Source organism: Rhizobium sp. 18065, assembly GCF_902706095.1.
In the GTDB taxonomy this organism is placed as follows: domain Bacteria; phylum Pseudomonadota; class Alphaproteobacteria; order Rhizobiales; family Rhizobiaceae; genus Allorhizobium.
On the sequence record NZ_CACSJP010000006.1, the window covers coordinates 133412 to 150061 of the forward strand.

The window sequence follows — 16650 nt, forward strand, 5'->3', positions numbered from 1 at the left end:
GCGCAGTATATAATCCAACCCGCACCGAACTCAAATGGACTTCTAAAAATGAAACGCATCAGCGAGTTTGCCAATGGTCATATCAAGGCGTCCTGCGAGGGCGGAACCGGTTTCCTGATCCTCGACAATCCTGCCCGCAAGAACGCGATTTCCGAGTCCATGTGGCATGCGATACCAGAGGCTCTGCGCTGGCTGCACGGCAAGGCAGACGCTCGCGTGATCGTCATGCAGGGGGGCGGCAATCAGGATTTCAGCGCCGGTGCGGACATTTCGGAATTCGCCCTGGTTCGCAACGACAGCAAGACGGCGCGGATCTACGAGGCCGCCAACAGCCGCGCCTTTTCGGCAATCCGCGAGGCTCCGGTTCCGGTCATCGCGTCGATCCGTGGCATTTGCTACGGCGGCGGATTCGGGCTTGCTGCCGCCGCCGACCTTCGGCTGGCATCGTCCGATGCAAGCTTTGCCGTGCCGGCCGCCCGGCTTGGGCTCGCCTACCCCGCCGACGCCATCCAGGACTTTGTCCGGGGCCTCGGATCGCAGTTGGCCCGCAAGGCGCTGTTTACCGGAACAGGCTTCAGTGCCACGGACCTGATGCAATGCGGCTTCCTGGCGGAAATCACCGATGCCGACGCGCTCGAAGGCCAAGTCCTGACGCTTGCCCGGACGATCGCGGCCAATGCGCCGCTGTCGGTTCGTGCCTCCAAGCTCGCGCTGCGTGCCGTCGAACAGGCTGACGAGGATCTGCTGCGCGAGGCCGAGATCATCGGTGCACAGACCTTTGAAAGCGCCGACTATGCGGAAGGGCGCGCCGCCTTTGTCGAACGACGCCGGCCGCAGTTCCAGGGGCGATAGTCGGGGCCGAGATCAGAGAACCAGTGCCCGGCAATCAGATCAGGAAAGCGCCGCGTAGAACTCGAGGACGGCTTTCTTGAACACACGGTCGCCGACGGCCAGCATGTGGTCGCGGCCCGGGATATCCAGCGCAGTCGCATGCTGCATCAGTTGGGCCAGTTCCTGGGCAGAGCCCGCAATATCGTCCTTGGTACCGACCCCGATCAAGGTCGGCATGTCGACCTTGGCGATATCTCGGCGGCTGACGAGATCGCGTGATGTCATGATACAGGCGGCCAGCGCCAGCCGGTCGGATTTGGTCTGGTCGGCGAAGGCGCGAAACATGCGACCGCGCTCGTGGGTCACATCGTCCAGCGATGGTGCAAGCAGCGCGTCGGCAATCGGATCCCAATCGCCCACACCATCGCACATGCCGATGCCGAGACCGCCAAAGACCAGGGAGCGGACGCGTTCCGGATGCTCCACGGCGAGGAAAGCGGATATGCGCGCTCCCATGGAGTAGCCGAAGACATGCGCGGTATCGATGCCGAGATGGGTCAGCAGGGCCGCAGCATCCCCCGCCATCAGGCTTGGACGGTAGGCTTCCGGATCGTGCGGCTTGTCGGTCGCACCATGGCCACGATTGTCCAGCGCAATCACACGGTAGCCAGCTTCACCCAGTGTCTTCAGCCAGCCCGGATAAACCCAGTTGACGCTCGCCGACGACGCAAAGCCGTGGATCATCAGCACCGGCGCACCGCTCGGATCTCCCTCATCGAAAAAAGCGAATTCGAGACCGCCATGGCGAAAGCGGGAAAAAGCGGGGGCGTCGAGATTCATGGACAGTCCTTCGGGGATATTGGGGCCTTCGGGGTCTTGGGGCAGGTCGTCAGGCTCGCCACCATATTGATTGACGACCTGACATCAATTGCCGCAGGCCGATTTTCTGTGGGTTTGCACGTGCTTTGGCTCTACACTTTTCAACCGGACGGCGCTAAGGTCCGCGCCAAACAAACAGCATTTTCGGAGACTGACATGGCCGGCCACACGATTCCCCATTTCCAGAACGACGGCGGTCATCGCGTGATTGAAATCGGCGTGAAGGAATTCATGTGCACCGGCGCATCCTCACCGTTCGATCATCCGCATATCTTCATCGATCTCGGCCATGACACCGAGAAGGTCTGCTCCTATTGCTCGACACTCTATCGCTACAATCCGAGCCTGAAGGCCGAACAGACAAACCCGCCCGGCTGCGTCTACCACATCAAGGCGGCGTAAGACGCAGCGTCGCGATTGGCATTGCTCATGTCCATCACGCACGCTGCCATTGTCGGAGCCGGCATAGCCGGCCTTACTGCTGCCCTTTCGCTGGCGCAAAAAGGCATCTCATCCGACATCATCGAACAGGCGCCGCAGCTTGGCGAAGTTGGCGCAGGTCTGCAGCTTTCCCCCAATGCGACATCGGTGCTGGCGTCGCTCGGCGTGCTTGCCGAGATCGAGCGGCACTGGCTTGAGCCAACATCGATCCGGCTGGCATCAGGCAAGAGCCTTAAAGTGCTGGCCGAAGTTCCAGCTGGTGATTTTGCGCGGCGGCGCTGGGGCCAGCCTTACGGCGTTTTGCATCGCTCCACCCTGCAGCAGGCGCTGCTGCATGCGGTCCTATCCGAACCGCTGTGCAAGCTTCATCTCGGACGACGGGTTGCAGGCGTCGGAATTGATAGCCTCGCCTATCTCACCGGCAGCAAGCCGGATTTCGTGGTCGGGGCCGATGGCGTCTGGTCCGTGGCGCGAGAGGCCATACCGGACAGCCCGAGCGTCAGCTTTTCAGGCAACATCGCCTGGCGTTTCACCGTCGATGGCGACACTGCGCCAGGCTTCCTTTCCCGAGATGGCGTCGTCGCGCACCTCGGCAGCCGCAGCCATCTGATTTCCTATCCGCTGAAAGAAACGAACGGCTACAATCTCGTCGCCGTCGCCAGCGGTGCGGACGCTGATGAGCACTGGGCGATTGCGGCCGATGCTGCCCGATGCGCGATGCTGCTGGAACAGTTTTCCGGCTGGCACCTGTCGATCCGGGCGCTGCTCGCCGGGGCAAAAAATGCCAATTTCTGGCCGCTCTACCAGGCATCCGAGGGTCGCTGGCAAAACGGTCGCGACACCGTTCTGATCGGTGATGCGGCCCATGCGATGATGCCGTTTGCGGCACAGGGAGCTGCGATGGCGATCGAGGACGGTTTCGCGCTTGCGCAGTATGTGTCGGCAGCACCGCTGGCCGAGGCGCTTGCCACCTTTGAGACCGAGCGCAAGGCAAGGGCCGCCAAGGTCAAGGCGCGCGGCGATTTCAACCGCTTTGCCTACCATGCGCGCGGACCGGTACGCATTGCCCGGGATCTCGTCCTGTCAATACGGTCGCCGGAAAGCCTCGCCGCCGACCTCGACTGGCTCTATGGCCATCGCGCCGGCGGCTGAGACAGGCGTCGTGGCCGTCAGATTTCCGACGCCGCTTTGAATCCGGCTTCGAGATCGGCCATCAGGTCCTCGACGTTTTCCAGGCCGATCTGCAGGCGGATCAAGGCGCCCTCCTCCGGCGCCTTGCGGATCGTGCGATCATCGAGACTGACCATGATTGCCAGGCTCTCATAGCCGCCCCAGGACCAGCCCAGGCCGAAAATGTTCAGGCTGTCGAGGAAGGCGCGGGCCTTCGGCTTGGCCTTTTCCGGCGACCCCGCGGTCAGCACGAACGAGAAGATGCCGCTGGCGCCCTTGAAGTCGCGTTTCCAGATGTCGTGACCGGGGAAACTCGGCAGAGCCGGATGCAGTACGCGGGCGACATCGTCGCGCCCTTCCAGCCACTGTGCCATGCGCAGCGCGCTGCGGCCGTGATGCTCCAGGCGGATGCCCATCGTGCGCAGGCCGCGCAGGATCTGGTAGCTGTCGTCCGGAGCACCGCAAATGCCGAGCGTGATATTGGCCTCATGCAGCTGCGGCCAGTATTTGGCGTTGGCCGATACCGTGCCCATCAGGATATCGGAGTGACCGGACGGATATTTGGTCGCGGCATGGATGGAAATGTCGACGCCAAAATCCAGCGGCTTGAAATAGAGCGGTGTTGCCCAGGTGTTGTCCATGGTCACGACGCAGCCATGGCGATGGGCGATATCGGAAATGGCACGGATGTCCTGCATCTCGAATGTGTTGGAACCCGGCGCCTCCGTATGAACCAGCTTTGTGTTGGGCTGGATCAAGGCTTCGATCCCGGCACCGATCTCCGGATCATAATATTCGACCGTCACCCCCAGCCGCGCCAGCATCGTGTCGCAGAAATGGCGGCAGGGCGAATAGACCGAATCGACGATCAGCGCGTGATCGCCCGCCGACAGAAATGCCAGGAACGGCACGGTGATGGCGGCCAGCCCGGACGGTACCAGAATGGTTCCGGCAGACCCCTCGAGTTCATCGATCGCAAGGCAAAGCGCATCGGTCGTCGGCGTGCCCCGCGTTCCGTAGGTATAGGTCTGACTGCGTGTCTCCATCGCGCGGGCATTGGGAAACAGCACTGTCGATGCGTGCACCACCGGAGGATTGACGAACCCATGATAGGAACTGGGATCATGGCCGATATGGGCCAGCCGCGTATCTGTGCCGGCCGTGGCCAACCACTCTTTCTTTCCACTCATCAATAGACCTTCCTGCATGCATGAGAGCGCTAGTTCTTGCCGTCATCGGATTGAAGGTCAAGTCGTTGTTGCGCCATCCTCTGAGCGCGGATTGCCATGCACCACACGCAGGAAACACCTGCAAAAAGGCACAAATTTCATCACCAAAGCGCTAAAATCATACATATCTGCCTGTTTATCATGCGAAATGAGCAAAATGCCGCTTTTGTTCGCAAATCACGGCTTAAAGACTTGACCCTGCAGCCATTTCCGACTGTGATAGTCGTGCTTGCTCCGGGAGGCCGCAAGCCGATGAGCGCCGCCGAACTCGTTTGGCCGGGTGCCGTCGATGGGAAAAACAATAGAAATAAAGGTTGGGAAAATGAAAAAGACACTTTTGTCAGCAGCGATTGGCGTCGCAGCCGTTGGCTTTGGCGCGGTCGCCGCTCAGGCTGGCACTCTCGATGACGTCAAGGCCAAGGGCTTCGTTCAGTGCGGCGTCAACGGCTCCAATCTGGCCGGTTTCGGCGCCCAGGATTCGTCCGGCAACTGGACCGGCATCGACGTCGATCTGTGCCGTGCTGTTGCTGCCGCCGTTTTCGGCGACGCAACCAAGGTAAAGTTCACGCCCCTGTCTGCCAAGGACCGTTTCCCGGCCCTTCAGTCGGGTGAAGTCGACATGCTTGCCCGTAACACCACCTGGAGCGCCAGCCGCGATTCGCAGCTCGGCTTCGACTTCCGCGCCGTCAATTATTACGACGGTCAGGGCTTCATGGTCACCAAGGCTCTGAACGTCAAGTCGGCCCTCGAACTGTCTGGCGCTGCCGTCTGCGTCCAGTCGGGCACCACGACCGAACTCAACCTCGCCGACTACTTCAAGGCCAACGGCATGGAATACAAGCCGGTCGTCTTCGAAAAGCAGGAAGAAGTCGACGCCGCCTACCAGTCCGGCCGTTGCGACGTCTACACCACCGACCAGTCGGGCCTGTATTCGATCCGCCTGTCGCTCGCCAACCCGGCCGACCACGTCATCCTGCCGGAAATCATCTCGAAGGAGCCGCTTGGCCCCGCCGTTCGCCAGAACGATTCGAAGTGGTTCGACGTTGTTTCCTTCGCTCACTACGCCATGATCACCGGCGAAGACTTCGGCATCACCCAGGCCAACCTGGATGAGATGACCAAGTCCGAGAACCCGGACATCAAGCGCTTCCTCGGCGAAGAAAAGGACCAGACCATCGGCAAGGACTTCGGTCTCGACGAGAAGTGGGCCTACAACATCATCAAGCAGGTCGGCAATTACGGCGAATCCTTCGAGCGTAACGTCGGCCAGGGCAGCGCCCTGAAGATCGAACGCGGCCTCAATGCTCTGTGGTCAAAGGGCGGTCTGCAGTACGCACCGCCGATCCGCTAAGCCGGATTGCTGCATACGGGAAGGCGCCATGCGCCTTCCCACCCAATACGAATAAAAAACGCAAAGCCAAAAAAACAAGGCTGCGGTACAGGGGACAGATATATGGCAGTTGCAGCTGCAGACAGGGGCGGAGCTATGCGCTCCGGAACCTCGTTGCTTTATAATCCCGCATTACGTCAGTTCGTCTATCAGGCGCTGACAGTGGTCTTCGTTGTCTGGCTGTTCTGGTTTGCCGGGACAAATGCGGCCGACAACCTCGCGCGGGCGAATATGACCGCCGGCTTCGACTTCCTCGGCAGTCGCGCGGGCTTCGACATCGCCCAGACGCCGATCGCCTATACCAGTGATTCCAGCTACATGCGCGCGCTGATGCTTGGCCTGGTCAACACACTGATCGTCGCGTTCACCGGCATCATCACGGCCACCATCATCGGCCTCCTGGTCGGCATCGGCCGTCTTTCCAACAACTGGCTGATCGCGCGCCTTTCGACTGTCTATGTCGAGGTTTTCCGCAACATCCCGCCGCTGCTGGTCATCTTCTTCTGGTACAAGGGCGTGCTGTCGCTGCTGCCCGACGTCAAGCAATCGCTGAACCTGCCGCTGTCGGTTTTCGTCAGCAACCGCGGGATCTACATGCCGGCGCCGGTCTTCGGCGAAGGCATATCGCTTGTCGTGGTAACCTTCGTCGTCGCCGTTATCGGCGCAATCCTCTACAGTCGCTGGGCGACGAAAAAGCAACTCGCGACAGGCAAGCGCCCGCCCGTGCTTTACGTCAACCTGGGGCTGATCATCGGATTGCCGCTTCTCGCCTTCCTGCTGATCGGCGCGCCGGTCACCTTCGACATTCCGGAACTCGGCAAGTTCAACATGCGCGGCGGCACCGTGATCGGACCGGAATTCCTGTCGCTCTACATGGCGCTTTCCTTCTACACGGCCGCCTTCATCGCGGAAATCGTCCGCGCCGGCATCCGTGGCGTGTCGAAGGGCCAGTCGGAAGCGGCCAACGCGCTCGGCATCCGTTCTGGCCTCGCCACGCGCCTGGTGATCCTGCCGCAGGCTCTGCGCATCATCATCCCGCCACTGACGTCGCAGTTTTTGAATTTGACAAAGAACTCGTCGCTTGCTGTGGCCATCGGCTACGCCGATCTGGTCGCTGTCGGCGGCACCATTCTCAACCAGTCCGGTCACTCGATCGAGATCATTGCGATCTGGATGATGATCTATGTCTCGATCAGCCTGATGACATCGCTGTTCATGAACTGGTTCAATGCCAAAATGGCACTGGTGGAGCGCTGAGATGAGCAAAGACCCTTCCTATCTCCGCCAGGAATTCCTGCCCGGTCTGCCTGCGCCGTCATCTGACAAGTCGGTCGCTGGATGGATGCGGAAAAACCTGTTCGCCACACCGCTCGACAGCCTGATGAGCGTCGCCTTCGGCGCGGTGATCATCTGGTTCGTCACCTCTGTGTTCGACTGGCTGTTTATCTCGGCTGTCTGGTCGGGTGACGGCCGTGCGGCCTGCGCTACCCTGGTGCAGGGCGGCACCCAACCGGACGGCTGGAGCGGCGCTTGCTGGGCCTATGTCGGCGACTGGTTCACCCAGTTCATGGTTGGCTCCTACCCGCGCGACCAGCTGTGGCGGCCGATCCTGATCGCTGTGCTGTTCGTTGCGCTTTTGATCCCCTTCCTCATTCCCAAGGCACCGCGCAAGGGCCTCAACGCCCTGCTTCTGCTGATCGTGTTGCCGATCGTCGCCTATGTGCTGCTGCTCGGCGGCTCCTTCGGCCTGACCCATGTCGAGACATCGCAATGGGGCGGCCTGATGGTGACGCTGATCCTGTCGTTCATTGGTATCGTCGTCTCCCTGCCCTTCGGTATTCTGCTGGCCATGGGCCGGCGGTCGCAAATGCCGATCGTCAAGGCAGCCTCGGTCGGCTTCATCGAACTCGTGCGCGGCGTGCCGCTGATCACCGTGCTGTTCATGGCCAGCGTGCTTCTGCCGCTGTTCCTGCCGCCCGGCGACAATATCGACAAGTTCGTGCGTGCGCTGGTCGGCGTTTCGATCTTCGCATCGGCCTATATGGCGGAAGTCATTCGCGGTGGCCTGCAGGCCATTCCGAAGGGACAGTACGAAGGGGCGGATTCGCTCGGCCTGAACTACGGTCAGAAGATGTTCTTCATCGTCATGCCGCAAGCGATCAAGCTCGTCGTCCCCGGCATCGTGAACACGTTTATCGGCATGTTCAAGGACACGTCGCTGGTCTCGATCATCAACATGTACGACCTGCTCGGCATCGTGAAGGCAAGCTTCGGCGACGCCCGTTGGATCACACCCGTAACACCATTGACGGGCCTGATCTTTGCAGGTTTCATCTTCTGGATTTTCTGCTTCGGCATGTCGCGTTATTCGGCCTTCATCGAACGGCATCTCGACACCGGACACAAACGCTAAACAGGAACACTCTCATGGCTGAAGCTCAACTCAAGACCGCCACGGTTTCCGATACCGACGTCGCCGTCGAACTGATCAACATGAACAAGTGGTATGGCGACTTTCACGTTCTGCGCGATATCAACCTGAAGGTGATGAAGGGCGAGCGCATCGTCATCGCCGGTCCGTCTGGCTCGGGAAAGTCGACGATGATCCGTTGCATCAATCGTCTGGAAGAGCACCAGTCGGGCAATATCCTCGTCGACAACATCGAACTGACCAACGACCTGAAGAAGATCGACGAAGTGCGCCGCGAAGTCGGCATGGTGTTCCAGCACTTCAACCTCTTTCCGCACCTGACCATCCTGGAAAACTGCACGCTTGCGCCCATCTGGGTGCGCAAGATGCCGAAGAAGGAAGCGGAAGAAGTGGCGATGCACTTCCTCAAGCGCGTCAAGATCCCGGAACAGGCCCACAAGTATCCGGGCCAGCTTTCGGGTGGCCAGCAACAGCGTGTGGCGATTGCCCGGGCGCTATGCATGAAGCCGAAGATCATGCTGTTTGACGAACCGACCTCGGCGCTCGATCCGGAAATGGTCAAGGAAGTGCTCGACACCATGGTCGGCCTTGCCGAAGAGGGCATGACCATGCTCTGCGTCACCCATGAAATGGGCTTTGCCCGCCAGGTGGCCAACCGGGTCATCTTCATGGACCAGGGCCAGATCGTCGAGCAGAATTCACCTGCCGAATTCTTCGACAATCCGCAGCACGAGCGCACCAAGCTCTTTCTCAGCCAGATCCTGCATTAATCGGCTGAACCATTCGATAGCAGAAATGCCCGCCCGGGAGATGATCCAGAGCGGGCATTTTCATGTCAGCAATACTGTTTCGGCTCTCAGGGGCACCAGGACTGCCGGCGCCCCATGCGCGGCTGCGCCAGTCCTTCGGACACGAGGATGGAGCCCAGCGATCGTCCATTGCGGGTGACGACACGGCTGACCGGTCCGCGGTCCTGCCCGCCCTGCACCTTCAGGATCTCCAGATCGAACTTGCCGTCGTTGAGCAGATCGCGCAGCCGCACCTTTGCGGCAAAACCCCGGTCGCGCTCCTGCCGGCAGGCTGCATCCTCGGTGCCGGGAGCGACAATATCCGAGAGCACGATCTTGGTCTTGCGGTACCAGAATGTGTCACCACTGGCGATGCAGTTGTCCAGACCGGACGTGCCGCAATAGTAGAACTTGCCGGTGAAACTCTGCCCTGCAAGCGGCAGGTTGGCGGCAAGCTCGGTCGGCTTTGCATCCGGCACCGGCAGCTTGGCGACCTGACCGACCGCAACCGGCGGCACTGGCGAGACTGAAGACCGGGCAGGCTCTTGATTCCTGCGCGCGACGTTGGCGCTCTTTTTGTCCGGCCTTTCGGCTCGTGCATTCCCGCCACCGGATACCTGCCGTTCCGAAGGAAGATCTTCCAGATACGGAGAGACCTCTTTCATGATCGTGACGCGATTGTCGTAGGTGGCAATGCCACCGGCAACCACAGCCAGCAGAAGGAGCCACGACGTCAGGCCCTGGCCGGACGAAGCGCGGGTGGATTTGCGGCGCTTGCGCGGCGCGCGGCGATTGGCAGCGGATGTCGACATGGTTAACCTCTCGTGCACGCAGTATGGCGGTCAAGGGTTTCCGAAAGGTTGGCGACGGCAACAGAAAAACGCCATCCACACTTTTTGCTCAAAACAGCATTGGTCGAAATTTGTAGTTATATCTCAAACATTTGGCGACCCCTGCAGGAATCGAACCTGCGACAACCTGCTTAGAAGGCAGGTGCTCTATCCAGCTGAGCTAAGGGGCCGTCAGCCGGCGCGAAGGCCAGGCAAACCGCTTGCAGCCTCGCCGAACTCAGTGAGTCCAAGGCTGAAGGCGGCTGAAACGGAAATTATCAGTATAGGAAACAACCTGCCGCTTGGCTTCCTTCGGCAGGACCACACGGTATTCGATGCCTTCGCGCTGCGCATAGGCTTCGGCCTGATCAAGCGTCTCAAAAGTCAGCTTGACCTGCTGGCGGGTGTCTGCGGATGTTGTGTAACCCATGACAGGATCGATCTTGCGCGGGCTGGCCTGGTCGAATTCAAGAACCCAGAACTGGGTCTTTGCCTTGCCGGACTGCATGGCCGTCTTTGCCGGGCGGTAGATCTTCGCAGACATGGTCGCATCCATCTCCAGGACATATGCGGCGAGCCGTCCCGCCGCCTCGATCCAGCCGACCATCGATGATCGGCTTGTTATTGCTTGGTCGGAGTGGAGAGATTCGAACTCCCGACCCTCTGGTCCCAAACCAGATGCGCTACCAGGCTGCGCTACACTCCGTTCCAGCAATGTTTGCCGGAATACACGGTTCACCTGTGCGCCGCAACAGTAAAAAAGCGGTTTCCCAGCAGGTATTTGCACAAAATGAAAAACCTTACGGCTGCGGCTCGTTCGGAACCGCCAGCGGCAGGCTCAAACGGCCACCGGCGGTGATCCCGAGTTCGCCTGCCCGGCCGCCGCGAATCTCCAGGACATAACGCACCGCTTCGCCCGAACCGACGATGGCTTCGGAAAACGGCGTGGTGCGCTCGGCAACACGCACGATTCGGCCGGTCTCGTTGATGAACACCATGTCCAGAGACAGCGGCGTGTTGGCCATCCACATCGTTACCATGCGGCTTTCGCCGAAATCGAACAGCATCCCGGCGTCATCCGCGAGCTGTTCGCGCTGCATCAGCCCCCTCGCCCGCTGTTCCATGCTGATCGCCCATTCGACGTCGAATTCGCGCTTCTCGCCAGTCGCCGTCAGAAGGGTCAGCTTGCCGGTGGCAAACGTGACCTCCGCAAGGGATGGAAGGATAAAGCCAAGCAACAAAAAAAGCGCCAGAACGGCGCTTTTCAATTTCTGCACAGACGAGGCCATCGGATCAATGCGCCATTGTTGCAGGTGATGGATTGTCCGGATGGATTTCCGCCGCCATCAGACCCTTGTCGCCGGGGCCGAAACGCACCAGCACCGTCTGGCCGGGCCGCAGCTCGGTCAGGCCAAAGCGGCGCAGCGTTTCCATATGTACGAAAATGTCCTCCGTGCCTTCCCCGCGCGTCAGGAAGCCGAAGCCCTTGGTGCGATTGAACCACTTTACCAGCGCACGCTCCAGTCCGCTTGTCGCCGTGACCTGCACATGCGTGCGCACGGGCGGCAGCTGCGAAGGATGCACCGCCGTCGACTGGTCCATGGAGAGAATGCGGAAGACCTGGTAACCGCGGTCACGCTTCTGGATGAGCGCGACGATGCGCGTGCCTTCCAGAATGGTCTGATATCCGTCGCGACGCAGGCAGGTGACGTGCAAGAGCACATCCTGCATGCCGTTGTCCGGTATGATAAACCCGAACCCCTTGGCAACGTCGAACCATTTAACAACGCCGGTGATCTCTATGAGGTCAACAGCATCGCCAGACAGCTCCTCGAAACCAGCGAGCCCTTTCGATGATATCTTGTCCGCCATTTCCCCAAGCCCCTCGAAAACGCGTCACATTGTAGGGTTAACCGATTCTTGTCGATCAGATTAACATTCCGTTAACGGATCAGCGCAAGCCCTAGTTTGATATTTACCCAGAAGCTTTTGCAGACTTAGCCTTGCTCGAACCTGTCCACTGTTCCATATCACCTCAGTAATCAGGGAGAACGCTCATGCGCTATTTGCACACAATGGTCCGGGTCAAAGACCTGGATGCCTCACTCGACTTCTATTGTAACATTTTTGGCCTGAAAGAGATCCGTCGTTACGAAAACGACAAGGGACGGTTTACGCTGGTCTTTCTCGTGGCAGACGAGGATGTCGATCAGGCAAAAGCCCATTCCGCACCGTGCCTCGAACTGACCTATAACTGGGACACCGAGGACTATGCCGGCGGTCGCAATTTCGGCCATCTCGCCTATGAGGTCGATGACATCTATGCGATCTGCCAGAAACTGATGGATGCGGGCGTGACGATCAATCGCCCACCCCGTTGCGGCCACATGGCCTTTGTCCGCTCGCCTGACGGCATCTCCATCGAGATCCTGCAGAAGGGCGAAAGCCTGGCGCCGGCCGAACCGTGGCTGTCCATGCCGAACACCGGCGCCTGGTAAAGCCCGCCTCGCGCAAGTTTGCGCGCTTATTTGGGTTCTGACGGAGCGCGCCGTTCGCGGCGCCTCCAGCCCCTGACCGGGGCCTTCCGACAGGACAGAGGCCAAGATGAGCAGTTTCCTTCTTTCCCGCACGGCACCCTTGCGCACAGCTGCGATGCTGTCAGCACTGATGCTGGCCTCCTGTCAGACCAGTGCCGATGAGGTAATGTCTCAGGGCGACGCAACTCAACCGGTTGCTGCGAGCGGCAAGGCCACCGACAAGACAAAAAGCTATGTCGACCCGCTGGTGGTCGCGGCCGGCAGTGCTGGCACGAAGGCTGCAACGGCGTCCGGTAACGGCGAACTGCCGCTGTATGAACCGGGCCCAGGCATCAGCCCATCCAAATCCTCGACAATGGCTGCCGCCTATGCCGACATCGCCGAACCACCGCCCGAAGTCATGGCGGTCACGCAACAGCAGCAACCGGCCGATCTTAGCCAGGTCATCATGCAGCCTGCCCGAGTCAATGCCGGCAACAATAGCCTGTTCTCCGCTTCGGCCGGCGCTCCGGCCGTCGAGCCCACGGATACGGGCCCAACAGCCGGATCTCAGCCGACCGAAGTTGCCGGGTCTTCCAGCATCGTGCCCAGCGACATGCCGATCATGAAGATCAACGCGATGAGCAAGAGCCTGTTCAGCCCGTCGGCACAGCCGCAGCAGGGAATCGTCGATATTCCAGCCGATGCGTTGCCATTGACCGAGGCAGAAGCCGATGGACAGGTAAATGCACAGGCGAATGCAGAAACCGTTGCGGTCGCACCGATTGCCCAGGAAGACGGACCTCCGGTGCTCAAGCGCCTGTCCGATCCGCGACCGAAGCGCAAGATGCTGTCCTATGCCCCCGCTCCAATGCCCACGGCACAAGTGCAGGCAGGCGCACAGGCGGGAGGGGTCGATCCCGGCCAGGCCGCGATCCCGGTCGGTGCGGACGCCACCGAAGCCACACCGGCCGCGCAGCAGAAAAAGAACAAATTCATGTCGTCGCTGCGCCGGATGCTGACCGGCAAGAAAAATGTTGAGGCACCGAAGCTCTGAGACACTCGAAGACCATGCAGGCCGGAGGGCGGGAACGCCTCTTCGGTCAAGGCTTCTGAATCATTCAATTTTCAAGGTTTTCCACACCCCGGATGCGACTGTCATTTTTTTGAAAAAATCGAAAAATGACGCTTGCGGCTTTGCATGCCCCTGACTATAAGGGCGCCACGGAGCGCACGCGCCCTTCGTCTATCGGTTAGGACACCAGATTTTCATTCTGGGAAGAGGGGTTCGACTCCCCTAGGGCGTGCCACTCCATTTTCTTCCGGAAAATTGAACTTCCCCCCATGAATTGAACTCTGCGGAACCCGGAGATGTTGCGGGTTTTACTGCATTTCTCCCGGTCGGTCAGCGATCGAATTTTCTCATGAACAACGGCAAGTTTCCGCTTGCCGGATCAAATCGCCCTGACTATAAGGGCGCCACGAAGCGTATGCGCCCTTCGTCTATCGGTTAGGACACCAGATTTTCATTCTGGGAAGAGGGGTTCGACTCCCCTAGGGCGTGCCACTTCTTCTTCCTTCACAAGCTGTGCATAACTATGGGAATGCTTTCCGCTAACCCGTTCACTGCGCATTGTTTTTTCCAGTTCTGTATTTTCGCTGGAGGCTGTGGAAAAAACCACTGCCACGCAAAAAATAGGCTTGCAGGAATCACCTCGCCCGGCCATAAGGGCGCCACGAAGCGCAGGCGCCCTTCGTCTATCGGTTAGGACACCAGATTTTCATTCTGGGAAGAGGGGTTCGACTCCCCTAGGGCGTGCCACTTTCCCTTAAGATACCTTCTTTACGTTACGTAAGTTATGGCGCCTTTGCGGCGTCGAGCACGCGCAATTGAATGCGGCGGTTGCCCTGCCAATGATCGGCGCCCAGCGTGCCGGCCACGTGAACCTGGTTGCCGCGATTGTTCATCAGGAAATGGCCCAGTTCGGTTTCCGCTGCGCGGAAGGCGATGCCTTCGAGCTTGCTGCCATCCAGCGCCTCCAGCGTGATTTTCACATGGGTGGTGCCGACCGGGCGCACGTCGCGCAGCCGGTGCATCGGCACGGCGAAAATCGGCTGCGCGTGGCCGGAACCGTAAGGACCAGCGGCCTCGAGCTGGTCGATCAGCGCAAGCGTTGCCCCCGATGCGCCGATGGCACCGTCGATCTTCAGCGTCTGGTTGGCCGCAAGGCTTGCGACCTGGGTGGATGCCTGCTCGTCGAAGAACGCCCTGAGGCGACCGAGATTGCCGCGCTCGACCGTCAGGCCGGCCGCCATTGCGTGGCCTCCGCCCTTGACCAGCAGGCCGTTGTCGACGGCTGCCCGCACCATCTTGCCGATGTCGAACCCGTTGATCGAACGGCCGGAGCCTGCCCCCTTGCCCGACGGATCGAAGGCAATGGCAAAGGCCGGGCGCTTGAACCGTTCCTTCAACCGGGCGGCCAGCAGACCGACAATGCCGGGATGCCAGTTTTCCCGTGCCGTGACGATCACCGCGGCCGTCTCGCCCGTGCCGTATTCCGCCATGGCCTCAGCCTCGGCCTCGGCCAGCATGACCGCCTCCATGGCCTGGCGTTCGCGATTGAGTTCGTCCAGATGGGTGGCGATCTTGTCGGCTTCCGCAGGCTCGTCGATGGTCAGCAAGCGACTGCCCAGGGCGGCATCGCCGATGCGCCCCCCGGCATTGATTCTTGGTCCTACGAGAAATCCGAAATGGTAGGGCGTCACCGGGCCGCCAATGCCGGCAATGCGCAGCAGCGAGGCAAGTCCGGCATTTTGCTGGTGGCGCGCGGCAATCAGGCCCTTGGTAACATAGGCCCGGTTCAGTCCCTTCAACGGAACGACATCGCAGACGGTCGCCAGCGCGACCAGGTCAAGCCAGGCGAGTAGGTCGAGCGAGCGGGCATAGGCGTGCCCCTCTTCGCGCAAACGCCGCAGGCAGGCCACCAGCACCATGAATACGACACCGGCAGCGCAGAGATGGCCCTGCCCCGACAGATCGTCCTCGCGGTTGGGATTGACCAGCGCATGGCAGGCCGGCATCTCGTGTCCCATCTGGTGGTGGTCGATGACCACGACATCGATCTTGCGCCGCTCGGCGGCGGCGAGCGCCTCGATGCTGGTCGAGCCGCAGTCGACGGTGATGATCAACTGGGCGCCGCGATCGATCAACTGGTCGATGGCGGCAGGGTTCGGTCCATAGCCCTCGAAAATCCTGTCCGGGATATAGATTTCCGCATCGATGCCGAAATGGTGCAGGAAGCGAAACATCAAGGCGGATGAAGCCGCGCCATCGACGTCGTAGTCACCGAAGATGGCCACGCGCTCGCCACGATTGACGGCGGCACAGATGCGCTCGGCTGCCGTATCGCAATCGGTCAGCCGCGACGGGTCCGGCATCAGGTTGCGGATGGTCGGATCGAGAAAGGCGGGAGCCTCGTCTACGCCCACGCCCCTGCCCGCCAGCACACGCGCGACAAGCTCCGGAATGCCGTGGACCTGGCTCATCGCCAGCGCCCTGTTCTGCGCCGCCTGATCGGCGCGCGTCATCCAGCGCTGGCCACTGACGGATTGCTCGACACCAAGAAAAGCGCGCTGGACGGGATCTACCGGTTCGGACATGGGACTCGCTTTGAAACACGGTCTTGCGGAAACCTGACGATCACCGCATGGCCGCGACACTGGAAGGGACACGATGCCGGCAAAGGGCCGTCACCATCGTCCTTCCGCTGTTCTAGCGGTCCTGACAAAAATGAACAGAGGAAAGCCGACCTTCAACAAGGCCAGTGCGACATGCGCACCTGACTGCAGACATCTGGCGGCTTACGCCATTAGCCAGGCCACCAGCGCGAATGGCAGGACCATGGCAGACAAGAAGGCAAGGATCATTGCCCAGTCCGACATGCCATCGGCCGATGCCTCCCAGCTGTCAGCATCTGACGCGGAGTTCGCCCGCCGTTGGGCATCAGGCTGGTTGCGCTCGAATGATGCGTCGCATCCGGCAAAATCGGCCGGTGAAACCCATGTCTTTCCCACACTCATCGCTGAGGCTCCTCCCCAAGAACCTGACAGATGGCGACAATCTACCGCGCAGGCACAAGCATGGC

General features: G+C 60.4%; 18 protein-coding genes and 5 tRNA genes. 13 read left to right on the forward strand and 10 right to left on the reverse strand.

Annotated elements, in window-relative coordinates:
* Positions 1–48 precede the first annotated feature (48 nt).
* Complete coding sequence (locus GVK95_RS15635) at positions 49–852, forward strand: enoyl-CoA hydratase-related protein (protein WP_159951263.1); 804 nt, start codon at positions 49–51, stop codon at positions 850–852.
* 39 nt (positions 853–891) lie between these two features.
* Here GVK95_RS15635 and GVK95_RS15640 read toward each other — a convergent pair whose 3' ends face one another.
* Positions 892–1671 carry an alpha/beta hydrolase gene (locus GVK95_RS15640; RefSeq protein WP_159951265.1) on the reverse strand — a complete coding sequence of 260 codons (780 nt, stop codon included), beginning with the start codon at positions 1669–1671 and terminating at the stop codon, positions 892–894.
* Positions 1672–1866: 195 nt separating this feature from the next.
* Here GVK95_RS15640 and GVK95_RS15645 point away from each other — a divergent pair, with 195 nt between their 5' ends.
* Together GVK95_RS15645 and GVK95_RS15650 are read left to right on the forward strand one after the other, a co-directional pair.
* A complete protein-coding gene (locus GVK95_RS15645) occupies positions 1867–2112 on the forward strand; it encodes a zinc-finger domain-containing protein (protein ID WP_007603777.1) in 246 nt (81 codons plus the stop codon).
* Positions 2113–2139: 27 nt separating this feature from the next.
* Complete coding sequence (locus tag GVK95_RS15650; protein ID WP_159951267.1) at positions 2140–3303, forward strand: FAD-dependent monooxygenase; 1164 nt, start codon at positions 2140–2142, stop codon at positions 3301–3303.
* 17 nt (positions 3304–3320) lie between these two features.
* Here GVK95_RS15650 and GVK95_RS15655 read toward each other — a convergent pair whose 3' ends face one another.
* The gene (locus GVK95_RS15655) at positions 3321–4511 is read right to left on the reverse strand and encodes a cystathionine beta-lyase (protein WP_159951269.1); all 1191 of its coding nucleotides are present in this window, start codon (positions 4509–4511) and stop codon (positions 3321–3323) included.
* Between the two features lie 96 nt (positions 4512–4607).
* Between GVK95_RS15655 and GVK95_RS15660 the strand changes: the two genes are divergently transcribed.
* From GVK95_RS15660 to GVK95_RS15680, 5 genes are all read left to right on the forward strand, one after another.
* Complete coding sequence (locus tag GVK95_RS15660; RefSeq protein ID WP_159951271.1) at positions 4608–4958, forward strand: hypothetical protein; 351 nt, start codon at positions 4608–4610, stop codon at positions 4956–4958.
* Positions 4873–5901, forward strand: a complete 1029-nt coding sequence (locus tag GVK95_RS15665) for an amino acid ABC transporter substrate-binding protein (RefSeq protein ID WP_159951273.1) — start codon at positions 4873–4875, stop codon at positions 5899–5901. The genes GVK95_RS15660 and GVK95_RS15665 overlap by 86 nt, the downstream gene beginning before the upstream one ends.
* A 102-nt stretch (positions 5902–6003) precedes the next feature.
* Positions 6004–7197 carry an amino acid ABC transporter permease gene (locus tag GVK95_RS15670; RefSeq protein WP_159951275.1) on the forward strand — a complete coding sequence of 398 codons (1194 nt, stop codon included), beginning with the start codon at positions 6004–6006 and terminating at the stop codon, positions 7195–7197.
* A 1-nt stretch (position 7198) separates the two neighbouring features.
* Positions 7199–8353 (forward strand): amino acid ABC transporter permease, encoded by a 1155-nt coding sequence (locus GVK95_RS15675; RefSeq protein WP_159951277.1) that lies wholly within the window; start codon positions 7199–7201, stop codon positions 8351–8353.
* Positions 8354–8367: 14 nt separating this feature from the next.
* Positions 8368–9141: an amino acid ABC transporter ATP-binding protein gene (locus tag GVK95_RS15680; RefSeq protein WP_113141237.1), complete on the forward strand. Its 774-nt coding sequence runs from the start codon at positions 8368–8370 to the stop codon at positions 9139–9141.
* 86 nt (positions 9142–9227) lie between these two features.
* Here the strand turns inward: GVK95_RS15680 and GVK95_RS15685 are convergent, their stop codons facing one another.
* The 6 genes from GVK95_RS15685 to GVK95_RS15710 all read right to left on the reverse strand — a co-directional run bounded on the left by GVK95_RS15685 (position 9228) and on the right by GVK95_RS15710 (position 11861).
* Positions 9228–9971 (reverse strand): nuclease, encoded by a 744-nt coding sequence (locus GVK95_RS15685; protein ID WP_159951279.1) that lies wholly within the window; start codon positions 9969–9971, stop codon positions 9228–9230.
* A 132-nt stretch (positions 9972–10103) separates the two neighbouring features.
* A tRNA-Arg gene (locus GVK95_RS15690) sits at positions 10104–10180 on the reverse strand.
* 47 nt (positions 10181–10227) lie between these two features.
* Positions 10228–10596: an ETC complex I subunit gene (locus GVK95_RS15695; RefSeq protein WP_210252960.1), complete on the reverse strand. Its 369-nt coding sequence runs from the start codon at positions 10594–10596 to the stop codon at positions 10228–10230.
* 22 nt (positions 10597–10618) lie between these two features.
* Positions 10619–10695: transfer RNA gene (locus tag GVK95_RS15700), tRNA-Pro, on the reverse strand.
* A 94-nt stretch (positions 10696–10789) separates the two neighbouring features.
* Positions 10790–11266 carry a DUF192 domain-containing protein gene (locus tag GVK95_RS15705; RefSeq protein ID WP_244618780.1) on the reverse strand — a complete coding sequence of 159 codons (477 nt, stop codon included), beginning with the start codon at positions 11264–11266 and terminating at the stop codon, positions 10790–10792.
* A gap of 16 nt (positions 11267–11282) precedes the next feature.
* A complete protein-coding gene (locus GVK95_RS15710) occupies positions 11283–11861 on the reverse strand; it encodes a cold-shock protein (RefSeq protein WP_159951285.1) in 579 nt (192 codons plus the stop codon).
* A gap of 185 nt (positions 11862–12046) precedes the next feature.
* Here GVK95_RS15710 and gloA point away from each other — a divergent pair, with 185 nt between their 5' ends.
* The 5 genes from gloA (at position 12047) to GVK95_RS15735 (ending at position 14327) form a co-directional block, all read left to right on the forward strand.
* Positions 12047–12487: a lactoylglutathione lyase gene (gene gloA / locus GVK95_RS15715; protein ID WP_007606975.1), complete on the forward strand. Its 441-nt coding sequence runs from the start codon at positions 12047–12049 to the stop codon at positions 12485–12487.
* 106 nt (positions 12488–12593) lie between these two features.
* Positions 12594–13562: a hypothetical protein gene (locus GVK95_RS15720; protein ID WP_159951287.1), complete on the forward strand. Its 969-nt coding sequence runs from the start codon at positions 12594–12596 to the stop codon at positions 13560–13562.
* A 178-nt stretch (positions 13563–13740) separates the two neighbouring features.
* Positions 13741–13815, forward strand: a tRNA-Glu gene (locus GVK95_RS15725).
* A 182-nt stretch (positions 13816–13997) separates the two neighbouring features.
* A tRNA-Glu gene (locus GVK95_RS15730) sits at positions 13998–14072 on the forward strand.
* Positions 14073–14252: 180 nt separating this feature from the next.
* Positions 14253–14327, forward strand: a tRNA-Glu gene (locus GVK95_RS15735).
* Positions 14328–14362: 35 nt separating this feature from the next.
* Here GVK95_RS15735 and recJ read toward each other — a convergent pair.
* Positions 14363–16165 carry a single-stranded-DNA-specific exonuclease RecJ gene (recJ, locus tag GVK95_RS15740; RefSeq protein WP_159951289.1) on the reverse strand — a complete coding sequence of 601 codons (1803 nt, stop codon included), beginning with the start codon at positions 16163–16165 and terminating at the stop codon, positions 14363–14365.
* Positions 16166–16366: 201 nt separating this feature from the next.
* Positions 16367–16585, reverse strand: a complete 219-nt coding sequence (locus GVK95_RS15745; RefSeq protein WP_159951291.1) for a hypothetical protein — start codon at positions 16583–16585, stop codon at positions 16367–16369.
* Positions 16586–16650 lie beyond the last annotated feature (65 nt).

Bases quoted from the DNA above. Each gene is read 5' to 3' on its own strand.
- GVK95_RS15635 (WP_159951263.1), top strand. From the start codon at position 49: ATGAAACGCATCAGCGAGTTTGCCAATGGTCATATCAAGGCGTCCTGC.
- GVK95_RS15640 (WP_159951265.1), bottom strand. From the start codon at position 1,671: ATGAATCTCGACGCCCCCGCTTTTTCCCGCTTTCGCCATGGCGGTCTC.
- GVK95_RS15645 (WP_007603777.1), top strand. From the start codon at position 1,867: ATGGCCGGCCACACGATTCCCCATTTCCAGAACGACGGCGGTCATCGC.
- GVK95_RS15650 (WP_159951267.1), top strand. From the start codon at position 2,140: ATGTCCATCACGCACGCTGCCATTGTCGGAGCCGGCATAGCCGGCCTT.
- GVK95_RS15655 (WP_159951269.1), bottom strand. From the start codon at position 4,511: ATGAGTGGAAAGAAAGAGTGGTTGGCCACGGCCGGCACAGATACGCGG.
- GVK95_RS15660 (WP_159951271.1), top strand. From the start codon at position 4,608: ATGCACCACACGCAGGAAACACCTGCAAAAAGGCACAAATTTCATCAC.
- GVK95_RS15665 (WP_159951273.1), top strand. From the start codon at position 4,873: ATGAAAAAGACACTTTTGTCAGCAGCGATTGGCGTCGCAGCCGTTGGC.
- GVK95_RS15670 (WP_159951275.1), top strand. From the start codon at position 6,004: ATGGCAGTTGCAGCTGCAGACAGGGGCGGAGCTATGCGCTCCGGAACC.
- GVK95_RS15675 (WP_159951277.1), top strand. From the start codon at position 7,199: ATGAGCAAAGACCCTTCCTATCTCCGCCAGGAATTCCTGCCCGGTCTG.
- GVK95_RS15680 (WP_113141237.1), top strand. From the start codon at position 8,368: ATGGCTGAAGCTCAACTCAAGACCGCCACGGTTTCCGATACCGACGTC.
- GVK95_RS15685 (WP_159951279.1), bottom strand. From the start codon at position 9,971: ATGTCGACATCCGCTGCCAATCGCCGCGCGCCGCGCAAGCGCCGCAAA.
- GVK95_RS15695 (WP_210252960.1), bottom strand. From the start codon at position 10,596: ATGGTCGGCTGGATCGAGGCGGCGGGACGGCTCGCCGCATATGTCCTG.
- GVK95_RS15710 (WP_159951285.1), bottom strand. From the start codon at position 11,861: ATGGCGGACAAGATATCATCGAAAGGGCTCGCTGGTTTCGAGGAGCTG.
- gloA (WP_007606975.1), top strand. From the start codon at position 12,047: ATGCGCTATTTGCACACAATGGTCCGGGTCAAAGACCTGGATGCCTCA.
- GVK95_RS15720 (WP_159951287.1), top strand. From the start codon at position 12,594: ATGAGCAGTTTCCTTCTTTCCCGCACGGCACCCTTGCGCACAGCTGCG.
- recJ (WP_159951289.1), bottom strand. From the start codon at position 16,165: ATGTCCGAACCGGTAGATCCCGTCCAGCGCGCTTTTCTTGGTGTCGAG.
- GVK95_RS15745 (WP_159951291.1), bottom strand. From the start codon at position 16,585: ATGAGTGTGGGAAAGACATGGGTTTCACCGGCCGATTTTGCCGGATGC.